The sequence below is a fragment of the uncultured Dialister sp. genome, from assembly GCF_900541605.1.
Classification (GTDB): domain Bacteria; phylum Bacillota; class Negativicutes; order Veillonellales; family Dialisteraceae; genus Dialister.
The window spans coordinates 1-10965 of sequence record NZ_UQKJ01000063.1; the positions used below are offsets into that span (position 1 = coordinate 1).

At 50.1% G+C, this 10965-nt stretch carries 7 protein-coding genes; all 7 read left to right on the forward strand.

What is annotated here, in order from left to right:
* The first annotated feature begins 590 nt into the window (after positions 1-590).
* The 7 genes from QZR21_RS05680 (at position 591) to leuS (ending at position 10804) form a co-directional block, all read left to right on the forward strand.
* On the forward strand, positions 591-1370 hold the full coding sequence (locus tag QZR21_RS05680; RefSeq protein WP_296099120.1) for a type III pantothenate kinase: 780 nt from the start codon (positions 591-593) through the stop codon (positions 1368-1370).
* 455 nt (positions 1371-1825) lie between these two features.
* Positions 1826-2686: a transporter substrate-binding domain-containing protein gene (locus tag QZR21_RS05685; protein WP_296099123.1), complete on the forward strand. Its 861-nt coding sequence runs from the start codon at positions 1826-1828 to the stop codon at positions 2684-2686.
* Between the two features lie 41 nt (positions 2687-2727).
* The gene (locus QZR21_RS05690) at positions 2728-3576 is read left to right on the forward strand and encodes a transporter substrate-binding domain-containing protein (protein ID WP_296974210.1); all 849 of its coding nucleotides are present in this window, start codon (positions 2728-2730) and stop codon (positions 3574-3576) included.
* A 449-nt stretch (positions 3577-4025) separates the two neighbouring features.
* On the forward strand, positions 4026-4895 hold the full coding sequence (locus QZR21_RS05695; protein ID WP_296099127.1) for a transporter substrate-binding domain-containing protein: 870 nt from the start codon (positions 4026-4028) through the stop codon (positions 4893-4895).
* A gap of 535 nt (positions 4896-5430) precedes the next feature.
* Entirely contained in the window at positions 5431-6711 is a 1281-nt protein-coding gene (locus QZR21_RS05700; RefSeq protein WP_296099130.1) for a diaminopimelate decarboxylase, read from the forward strand.
* Positions 6712-7231: 520 nt separating this feature from the next.
* Positions 7232-7789 (forward strand): gamma carbonic anhydrase family protein, encoded by a 558-nt coding sequence (locus QZR21_RS05705; protein WP_296099134.1) that lies wholly within the window; start codon positions 7232-7234, stop codon positions 7787-7789.
* Between the two features lie 546 nt (positions 7790-8335).
* Positions 8336-10804: a leucine--tRNA ligase gene (leuS, locus tag QZR21_RS05710; protein ID WP_296099138.1), complete on the forward strand. Its 2469-nt coding sequence runs from the start codon at positions 8336-8338 to the stop codon at positions 10802-10804.
* Positions 10805-10965 lie beyond the last annotated feature (161 nt).

The following is a 10965-nucleotide window of genomic DNA, read 5'->3' on the forward strand; positions in this document are numbered from 1 at the left end:
GAAAATGGCTGTGAATAATTAGCGCTTGTAAAAAGCCCATTTAATCAGCGTTTCCTTAGAAAGGCCGCCGCAGGCGGCCTTTTTGAGTGGGGGAAGCGGTGGAGCGGGAAAATCAGGAATGATAGAAGCGGCGCACAATTCGTATGGCGCTGTCTTTTGATGCTGGACCGTGAATCCGCCGCAGGTGAATCCACTCGATCTCGATCTCAATCTCATTTGACTGCAGGGCTTATTCGGCTCAAGGCCTTCGCCAATTCGCACGAAAGCCAGTTATCCGACATCCGGTGCGGAGGGCTGGTTCCTGGTAAGCTGTAAGCCTGTTTTTCTCGATTTCGGGCTCATTCTCATCTGCCTGCAGATGGAGTTCCTGCGGCAAAGCCCCTTGGCTTCCATTCTCTTCACTCCATTCTTACCTCTTTTGTACCACAGTGTGACCTATATCATGCAGTCTATGATTTTTCCAAATGATATAAATCTTTGTGAGAATTTATGCAATTTGTTATGAATTCCCTTGACAGAACGGGACGTGCATTATACACTTGATGAGAACAAAACTGTGACATTCTGTCATTGATTCGGAGGAGATTCAGATGCTTCTTGCTTTTGATGTAGGGAATACGAATATTGTCTGTGGTGTATACAAAGAAAGAAAGCTTATCCGCCACTGGCGGGTAGCTACAGATACCCTGCAGACCGCTGATGGTTATGCGGCTCTTTTGGGAACCCTGTTTCATCTGAATGGTTTGGAATTTAAGGACGTGGAAGATGTCATCATTTCCACCGTTGTGCCGCCGATTATTCCGATTCTGGAAACCATGTGCCAGCGGTATTTCCATACGAAACCCATCATGGTGGGTCCCGGCATCAAGACCGGTCTTAATATCCTCTATGATAACCCCAAGGAACTGGGGGCTGACCGTATCGTCAATGCAGTGGCAGCGATCGCAGAATATGACTGCCCCCTCATTATCATCGATATGGGTACGGCCACAACGTTCTGCGTGGTGGATACGAAGGGCAATTATCTGGGCGGCGCTGTGGCACCGGGCATCGGTATTTCCATGGAAGCCCTGTTCCAGAGAGCTTCGAAACTGCCTCGCATCGAGCTGGTAAAGACACCGAAAATTATCTGCCGCAATACGGTTTCCGCCATGCAGGCCGGCATCTATTATGGCTTTGTAGGACAGATTGATGAAATCGTGAACCGCATCAAGGCAGAATTGAATGAACCGAATGTCAAGGTCATCGCCACCGGCGGCCTGGCTACCCTCATTGCCAAGTCCTCCCGTACCATTGATGTGGTAGACCCCATGCTGACGCTGAAGGGGCTTCTGGTACTGTATGACAAGAATAAAAATGATAGAAGATAAATGAGAAAAACCGTCCTTTGGGACGGTTTTTTTATGCTGCAAACCGTTAAAACAGCAGACTGCCCTGTCTTCCTGAAGGCTGACAGCCAGAAAAGCCCCAGCCCCCATGACACTCAGCCACGGGGGGGCTGGGGCTTATTCTCTCCGATTTCATTTACCTGCAGGGTCTATTCGTTTTCATAGGCAAGGCGCAGAGCCCCGGCCATTCGCAAAAAAGCCAGCCATCCCACATTCGATGCAAAGCGGCTGATTCCCGGTCAGCTGTAAGCCCGTCTCATTCAATCTCGTCCTCGATTTCAATCTCACTCTCATTCGCCCGCAAGGTCTGTCCAGCCCAGGTCCTCGACTGTTCACATGCTTTCTGGCCAATTAAATGGCTCCTTCCAGTTGCATTTTATTTCATATAGATGTATATTTATAAGAAATAAATGCAAGTTTATACAGGAGGCGGCATTATGAATACAGTCATGAAAACAGCGGTACTTGGCCTGGCGGCAGCAGGTATGATTCTTATGGGCGGCTGTGGAGGCAGCGGGAACCAGAAGGCGGCATCCTCCGGATCCGGCAGTTCTTCCCAGAGTGCCCTTATGCAGAAAATCAAGAAAGATGGTAAACTGGTGGTAGGTACGGCTTCCGGATTCCCACCCTATGAATTCCTGGACACATCGGTGAAGGACCGGAAGAAAATCGACGGCATTGATATGAAAATCGCCGAGGCCGTAGCCCAGAAACTGGGGGTGAAACTGGAGGTCCAGGATATGACATTCCAGTCCCTCCTGTCATCCATTACCACCGGGAAGGTGGATATTGCGATTTCCGCCATCAATCCTACGGAGGAGCGGAAAAAGACTGTGGACTTTTCCAATAACTACCTGGAAGGAAAACAGACCCTGCTGGTACGGAAGGAAGATGCAGGCAAGTATAAGAGCCTTGCCGATTTCGAAGGGAAAAAGATTGCGGTCCAGAAATCAACCATCCAGGAAAAACTGGCCACTTCCCAGATTCCGAATGCCCAGATCGTGGCACTGGCCAAAGTGCCGGACGCCCTGCTGGAACTGAAACAGGGCAAGGTAGATGCAGTGCCGGTACAGAATATTGTGGGCGGCCAGTACCTTGTCACCAACGATGACCTGGCAGCAACGAATATTTATTTCGATAAATATTCCGGCGGTTCTGCCGTGGCTGTTCCCAAAGGGAGCGACGATGTGATTGCCGTGATCAATGAGGTCATCAAAGAGAACCAGGAAAATGGCAATATCGATAAATGGGTGGATGAAATGACGAAGAAGGCCGTCGAAAACGCACAGTCCAAATGATTTCCTGCCCATGAAGGCACGGGAGAAGAGAGAGGAAGAGTATGATGAAAAAATCCATGAAACTGATGCTTCTGGGGGCTGCCCTGCTGGGGTCCCTGGCCATGGCAGGCTGCGGCAGCAGCCCTGCACCGGCAAAGAGCGGGAATGGGGCTGGCCAGCAGAGTAAACTGATGCAGACCATCAAGCAGAGGGGAAAGCTCATTGTAGGCACCTCTTCCGGTTATCCTCCCTATGTGTTCGTGGATGCGGAATCTCCGGACAAGAAGGTTATCGGCCTGGATATGGAAATGTGCAAGCAGATCGCCGATAAGCTGGGAGTGAAGCTGGAAGTACAGGATATGAGCTTCTCGGCTCTCCTTTCTTCGGTAACCTCCGGCAAGGTAGATATTGCGGTTGGCGGCGTATCCCCGACACCGGAACGGGAAAAGGCCATGGCCTTCTCCGATATTTACCTGCCTACGGAGCAGAAGCTGCTTGTGCGGAAAGAGAACCAGCATGCCTTTAAGTCCATGGCGGACCTGAAGGGCAAAGTAATTGGCGCCGAGAAATCGACCACCCAGGAAGCGACGGCCCAGAAAATCGAAGGTGCTACGGCCATTGGTCTTTCCAGTGTTCCTGATGCTATTCTCCAGCTGAAGAACGGCAAGCTGGATGGAATCGTGCTGGAAGGTGTGGTTACGAAACAGTACCTCATTTTCAATGATGACCTGGCACTGGCGGATGTTCAGTTTGACGGCGCAAAGAAGGTCTCCGCCGTGGCTCTCCAGAAGGGCAATGACGATGTGGTGAAGATCATTAACGACATCATCAGACAGGACACGGAGTCCGGACAGTTTGACAAGTGGGTAGATGAGTACAGCCGTATTGCCGTGGAGAAAGCAAGCAAGTAAGGAAATCGAAGTCGTAGGTTAATCCGGGAGTCATGCAAGTTTATGCATGACTCCCGGATTTTTATGTGTTGGACGAATTTGAACTATTGCGGTGAGCTGTTAGAGCGAAGCTTACGGATAGAGTCATTCGGGCGGGGCTTCTAGCTCCTGGCTTCTAGCTGCCAGGAAGACTCTACAGCCTACGGCACGAATGACTGACGGAAATATCTAGTGGAAAGCGCCGCAGGCAAATCAGCTTTCCTAGTAGCCAATAGCTAGAAGCTAGCAGCCCCGTGTGAGTGACTCTGCACACAAACATGCTAACCGCCAATCCCCACCAGCTCGATAAACTGAAATATCACAAAAAGACCTTCATAAATTTTGTGAATATTTATTGACATAACTGCATAAATATGCTATCATCTAATCAAGTTAATACAGAAATCGATTTCAACTATATGGAGAGGTGCATGAATATGATGAAGAACAAGAAAGTACTGAAAATCCTGGCCCTTGGCCTTTGTGCGGCAGCTGCCTTCGGGCTGGCAGGCTGCGGTGGATCTTCGCCGGCTAAATCTTCTGCTTCCCAGCAGGTACAGAAAGAAAGTCCCCTGATGCAGAAAATCAAAAAGAGCGGGAAACTGGTGGTGGGGACTGCATCCGGGTATCCTCCCTATGAATTCGTGGATACCTCTTCCGGCGAGAAGAAGGTCATCGGCATTGATATGGAACTGGCCCAGAAAGTAGCAGACAAACTGGGAGTAAAACTGGAAGTGCAGGATATGAATTTCCAGGCCCTCCTGTCCTCTCTCACCGGTGGCAAAGTGGACGTTGCCATTGCAGGCATCAACCCCACGGATGAACGGAAAAAATCCATGGATTTCTCTGATAACTATCTCCCCACTGAGCAGAAAGTGATTATTCGGAAAGCGGATGCCGATAAGTACAAGACCGTGGAAGACCTTTACGGCAAGACCATTGGTGTCCAGAAGTCTACTACCCAGGAGGCCCTGGCCAAGGAAAAAATCAAAGACGCCAAGATCGTTGGTCTTGCCCACGTGCCGGAAGTGGTACTGGAACTGAAGCAGGGCAAGGTGGATGGCCTCGTAGTGGAAGGTATCGTTGGCCAGCAGTACCTCGTTTTCAATGATGATCTCATGTTCTCGGACATTAAATTCCCCAATGCTGTGAAAAATTCCGCAGCCGCAGTGCAGAAGGGCAATGAAGATGTGGTGGCTGTAATTAATGAAGTCATCAAGGAAAATACGGATAACGGCAACTTCCAGAAATGGACCGATGAATACAGTAAGAAAGCCGTATCCAATGCGGATAACAAATAAAGGAGACTGAAAGAAAGCGGTGTCTTAGGACGCCGCTTTTTCAGTGAGAAGGAAATGAGGAATGGCTGTGTGCTGTGAGCCGCTTTCCCTTTGTCGGTGGCGGCGCAGATGGGGTCTTGATGAAAATGCACCCAAAACGTGCAATTGACACTACCGGAGGCTCTCTTCCCGGAAGAGATGGTGATGGGCATTGATGGTTCCTGGCCCGGAGGGCCTGATCGATTCTATCATCTATCATCTATCATCTATCTTCTAACAGCCGAATCGCCAATCACCCAATTGGGACGATATTTCCGCCGCGAAGCGGCCGATTCCCGGTAAGCTGTAAGCAGACAGCTGTAAGCCCGTTTCCCCCAATCTTGGCCTCGGTCTCGACCCCATTTCCGGAAGGGCCTGCCCGGCTCAATGTCCTATGAATGCGAGCCATATTCCGGCAAGATACAGAAGTTCCCTGTAGTAAAGCCAATGCTGCTATGTTATAATAAACCATCTATTGATGAATCAGATGTATAGTAGAGAAAGAGGGTTCAGCTATATGAACAAAAAGACCATTCCATTTTCTGATGAATTAATTCGTGATATAGCTGCCAAATATGGCACACCATTTCATATTTACGATGAAAAGGGAATCCTTGAAAACGTAAAACGGCTGCAGAAAGCCTTTTCCTGGAATCCCAATTTCCATGAATATTTTGCTGTAAAAGCAACACCGAATCCCTGGATCATGAAGAGCCTGAAAACCCTGAATGTGGGCTCCGACTGCAGCTCCATGGCGGAACTGGTTCTTTCCGAAACCGTAGGTATTAAGGGAGAAGAAATCGTATTTTCTTCCAACGATACGCCGGACGAAGAATTTATCAAAGCCCATGAACTGGGTGCCATCATCAATCTGGATGATGTATCGAACCTGGATGACCTGGAACGGCTCCATATTGTTCCGGAAAGGATCTGCTTCCGCTACAATCCGGGACCGGAACTGGCAAGGGGCAATGCCATCATCGGCAAACCGGAAGAAGCCAAGTACGGCATGACCTATGACCAGCTCATGACCTGCGTGGACTGGGCAAAAAAGAAGGGCATCGGCTACATCGGTATCCATACCATGGTTATTTCCGCAGAACTGGAACTGCCGGGTCTTCTGGGAACCATTGATATGATGTTTGACCTGGCCAACGACATTCGGGAAAAGAAGGGAGTCACCGTAGACTTTATCGACTTCGGCGGCGGCATCGGTATTCCTTACCGTCCGGAACAGGACCCCGTGGATATTGAAGGCCTCGGGGAAGGAGCAAAGAAGCTGTATGACGAAAAAATGAAGGGCAAAGGCTTCGACCACACCCGCATCTGCTTCGAATGCGGCCGTGCCATCACCGGCCCCTATGGCTTCCTTGTAACAAAGGCCATCCATTACAAACACATTTACCGGGACTATATCGGCGTCGATGCCTGCATGGCTGACCTCATGCGCCCCGGCATCTATGGGGCATACCATCATCTGACGGTTCTCGGCAAGGCCGATGCACCGAAGGACCATGTGTATGACGTGGTTGGCTCCCTCTGCGAAAACTGCGATAAATTTGCTATCCAGCGTCCCCTGCCGGAAATTAAGACGGGCGATCTCATCGTCATCCATGACACCGGCGCCCACGGCCACAGCATGGGATACAATTACAATGGCCGTCTCCGGCACCAGGAAATCATGGTTCATGCAGATGGCAGCATCCAGCAGATCCGCAGGAATGAAACTCTCTTTGATCTCTTCGCTACCCTCGATTTCCCGAACCTGAAAGAAAATACGGCGAAAGTTGTGAAATAATGAGTGAAGCTGTGAAAGGATAGTCCTTTCACAGCTTTTTAATATGCCGCGGAGGGTATGGTTCAGATGTGTGGAGGGTACATAAGGGTTGTGGGTCGGGCGTGGCCCGACCGGTGCGCAGCGAACTGCTTTCGCAGGGAGCCTTCAGGCGACCGAGAACGCAGTGATCCCTTTCCCCGTGGGGTGGTGGCTTTCACGTTGCTGCGCTCATGAAAGCGGGGTGAGACGCTGCGTTTAAAAGGAAGGGAGACCTTATATATAACGCCGCCTTTGGCGGCTTATGAACCTCATGCCCCCGCTTTGCCTTAGCAAAGCTACCACTCGTTGAACGAGCAAAGCGCAGTTCACCCACAACCTTTAGGCCCAATGGGGTATGCCGATGAGTATACGACTCATGCAGTAAAGTGATAAATACCAAATAAAATCTAAAAACGTCATAGCAAAACTGGACAGGGTGGTGTATAATGAATACATCGAAATATCGAAATGTATTTAGGCAAACCCTATAGGAGGTATCGTTATGTATACTTTATCCACCAATGCATTCAACGGCAAGCTGCCGCAGATTGATGAGAATGCTTTCGTAGCTCCCCATACATTCCTTTCCGGCGATGTACGAGTTGGTAAATATGCCAGCATCTGGCCAGGTGTCGTTGCCCGGGGCGATGTAAACTATATTTCCGTCGGTGAATGTTCCAATGTGCAGGATCTCTGCTGCCTCCACGTAGCAGACGACAATCCCTGCATCATCGGTGACTATGTAACCATCGGCCACAGCGCTGTCATCCATGCCTGCCAGATTGAAGACCATGTACTGGTTGGCATGCATGCCACCATCCTCGATGGTGCCAAGATCGGCAGGGGCTCTATCATTGCTGCCGGCGCCGTGGTGACCAAGAACACCGTTATTCCGCCGAATTCCCTCGTCATGGGTGTTCCGGCCAAAGTGGTGAAGACCATTGATGCCATGAAGAATATTCATGCCCAGGCCATTAAATACAAATGTGAATGGGCTATCGGTTACGGTGTAAAACCGGATATTGACGGCGAACTGTACCATGGAGAAAAGATTGTGTAATTGAGCACAGTACATAGAAAGGCATCCCGCTTTTGCGGGGTGTCTTTTTGGTTATGGTTGGAGTGATCCGGGGAAGCGGGACAGTTTCTTTGGGCGAATGTGGGCCGGCTGGTTTTATGGGAACGATGGGGCCGTAGGCCTTGAGCCGGTTAGCCGCTCCGCGGCGGAAATATCGTCTCTATTGGGCGATTAACGATCTGACTGTTAGACGATAGAAGATAGATGAGAGATGATAGATTCGGTCAGGCCCTGCGGACCGGACCCATCAGTTTCCGTCAGCTGACTTCCTGGCCCGCCCTGAAAAGAAGGCTCTTTTATGTGCAGAGTCACTTAGAAGGGCGGCGGAGCTGCTGAGGAGCTTGATCTCGATCTCCACATCAATCTCATCGCCGCCACCATTTCAGATTTTTCCTTGTTCCCCTGTTCGCAGGACATGCAGGTACTTTTCGTGATATTTGACTATTCCCCACTGGGGGCTATATAATAAAGAACAACTATTATATAAATAAATAATGGCAGAAATCATGATTTATGGAAGGTGAAGCTATGCGAGAAAAGTATGTTCCTCAGCAGATTGAAAAGAAATGGCAGAAAATCTGGGAGGATACTAAAGCATTCGAGACCCATTCGGATCCCAATAAGAAGAAGTATTACGTCCTGGAAATGTTCCCATATCCCTCCGGGAACCTCCATATGGGCCATGTAAGAAACTATTCCATCGGCGATGTGGTAGCCCGTTTCAAGAAAATGCAGGGCTTTAATGTCATTCATCCCATGGGATTTGATGCCTTCGGCATGCCGGCAGAAAATGCAGCCATTAAACACGGCACACCACCGGCTGACTGGACCTATTCCAATATTGATAATATGACCCGCCAGCAGAAGGAACTGGGCCTGTCCTATGACTGGGACCGCAAGGTACTGACCTGCCGGGAAGATTATTACAAGCATACCCAGAAGCTCTTCGAACTTTTCTACAAGCGGGGACTGGCTTACAAGAAAGAAGCCAAGGTCAACTGGTGCAACACCTGCCATACGGTGCTGGCTAATGAACAGGTCGAAGAAGGCCGCTGCTGGCGCTGCAAGAACCCGGTGGTGAAGAAAGACCTGTCCCAGTGGTTCCTGAAGATTACGGACTATGCAGACCGCCTGCTGGCAGACCTGGATCATATGCCGGGCTGGCCGGAACGGGTAAAGACCATGCAGAGAAACTGGATTGGCCGTTCCACAGGTACCCAGTTCTCCTTCAAGGTAGAAGGCATGGATGATACCATCCCCGTATATACCACCCGTGTAGATACGGTTTACGGTGTCACCTACATGGTGCTGGCTCCGGAACATCCGCTGGTGGAAAAACTGATTGAGGGTAATCCGGAAAAGGATAAGCTGGAAGCCTTCATCACGGAAATGAGAAACCAGAACGATATCGTCCGCACTGCGGAAGATGCACCGAAACTGGGCATGTTCACCGGAAGCTATGCAATCCATCCGCTCACCGGAGAACGGGTGCCCATCTGGATTGCCAACTACGTCCTCTATGAATACGGCACCGGCGCCGTTATGGCCGTTCCGACCCATGACCAGCGCGACTGGGATTTCGCAAAGAAATACCATCTCCCCATGAAACTGGTAGTCCAGAACAAGGCAAAGAGCCTGGTTCTCGAAGATATGGACAAAGCCTACGATGCTGATGGTTATCTTGTCAATTCCGGTGAATTTGACGGCCTCACTTCCAAAGAAGGCCGGGAAGCCATTACAAAGAAATTCGAAGAAATGGGCATTGGCAAAGGAAAAGTCAACTACCGTCTCCGGGACTGGCTGATTTCCCGCCAGCGTTACTGGGGCTGCCCCATTCCGATTATCCATTGCCCCCACTGCGGCAATGTGCTGGTACCGGAAAAAGATCTGCCTGTCAAACTGCCGACAGATGTCAATTTTGTGGCTGGTGCTACGTCCCCGCTGGAAACCAGTGAGACCTTCCTCCACGTGAAGTGCCCCCAGTGCGGCGCCGATGCCACCCGGGAAACGGATACCATGGATACATTCATCGATTCTTCCTGGTATTTCCTCCGGTACTGCGATCCCCACAATGAAAATGAACCTTTTGATAAGAAGAAGGCCAACTACTGGATGCCGGTAGACCAGTATATCGGCGGCATTGAACATGCCATCCTCCACCTCCTTTATTCCCGGTTCTTTATGAAAGTTCTCCAGGATGCGGGCATGGTGGATTATCCGGAACCCTTCACCAACCTGCTCTGCCAGGGCATGGTCCTGAAGGATGGGGGAAAGATGAGTAAGTCCGTGGGCAACGTAGTTTCCCCGGAAGAAATCGTAGGAAAGTATGGCGCTGATACGGCCCGCCTCTTCATCCTCTTTGCGGCTCCCCCGGAAAAGGACCTGGAATGGTCCGATCAGGGCGTAGAAGGGTCCTACCGCTTCCTGAAGAGAGTCTGGGCTATCGTAGGAAAGTACCAGGATTTCAAGAAGGAAGAAAAAGGAAAGCTCTCTCCTGATGAATTCGCACTGAGAAGACGGCTGCACCAGACCATCCAGAAGGTAACGGAAGACCTGGACGGCAAGTTTGCATTTAATACCGCCATTTCTTCCATCATGGAACTGGTGAATGACATGTACCGCTTTGTAGAAAGTCATGATGTCATCGAAGATAGCCTGTCCCATGAACTGCTGAGAAACCTCCTGCTTGTACTGGCTCCCTTCGTTCCCCATATTACGGAAGAACTGTGGCAGGGACTTGGCGAACCGGAAAAGAGTGTCCATGAAGCATCCTGGCCGGTCTGCGACACATCGGCCCTGGTGGTGGACAGCGTAGAGCTGGGTGTCCAGGTAAATGGCAAAGTCCGCGGCACCATTACGGTTCCCGTATCCATGAGCCGTGAAGAAATCGGTGAAAAGGCGAAGGAGCTGCCGGAAGTGAAGAAATTCACCGATGGAAAGACCATTGTCAAGGTCATCGTAGTTCCCAAGAGAATCGTCAATATCGTAGTAAAATAAGAAACAGATAAAAAAGAGCCTTCGGGCTCTTTTTGTTTGCCTGTTTTAAGGTGTGCTAGAATAAGAAATATAGATGAATCAGGAATATTTCAGTTTGTCGAGCTGTTGGGGATTGGCGGTTAGCATGTTTGTGTGCAGAGTCACTCACACGGGGCTGCTAG

What these genes read in the sequence shown, in the direction of transcription:
- QZR21_RS05680 (WP_296099120.1), top strand. Translation starts at nt 591, where the DNA reads ATGCTTCTTGCTTTTGATGTAGGGAATACGAATATTGTCTGTGGTGTA.
- QZR21_RS05700 (WP_296099130.1), top strand. Translation starts at nt 5,431, where the DNA reads ATGAACAAAAAGACCATTCCATTTTCTGATGAATTAATTCGTGATATA.
- QZR21_RS05695 (WP_296099127.1), top strand. Translation starts at nt 4,026, where the DNA reads ATGAATATGATGAAGAACAAGAAAGTACTGAAAATCCTGGCCCTTGGC.
- QZR21_RS05690 (WP_296974210.1), top strand. Translation starts at nt 2,728, where the DNA reads ATGATGAAAAAATCCATGAAACTGATGCTTCTGGGGGCTGCCCTGCTG.
- QZR21_RS05705 (WP_296099134.1), top strand. Translation starts at nt 7,232, where the DNA reads ATGTATACTTTATCCACCAATGCATTCAACGGCAAGCTGCCGCAGATT.
- leuS (WP_296099138.1), top strand. Translation starts at nt 8,336, where the DNA reads ATGCGAGAAAAGTATGTTCCTCAGCAGATTGAAAAGAAATGGCAGAAA.
- QZR21_RS05685 (WP_296099123.1), top strand. Translation starts at nt 1,826, where the DNA reads ATGAATACAGTCATGAAAACAGCGGTACTTGGCCTGGCGGCAGCAGGT.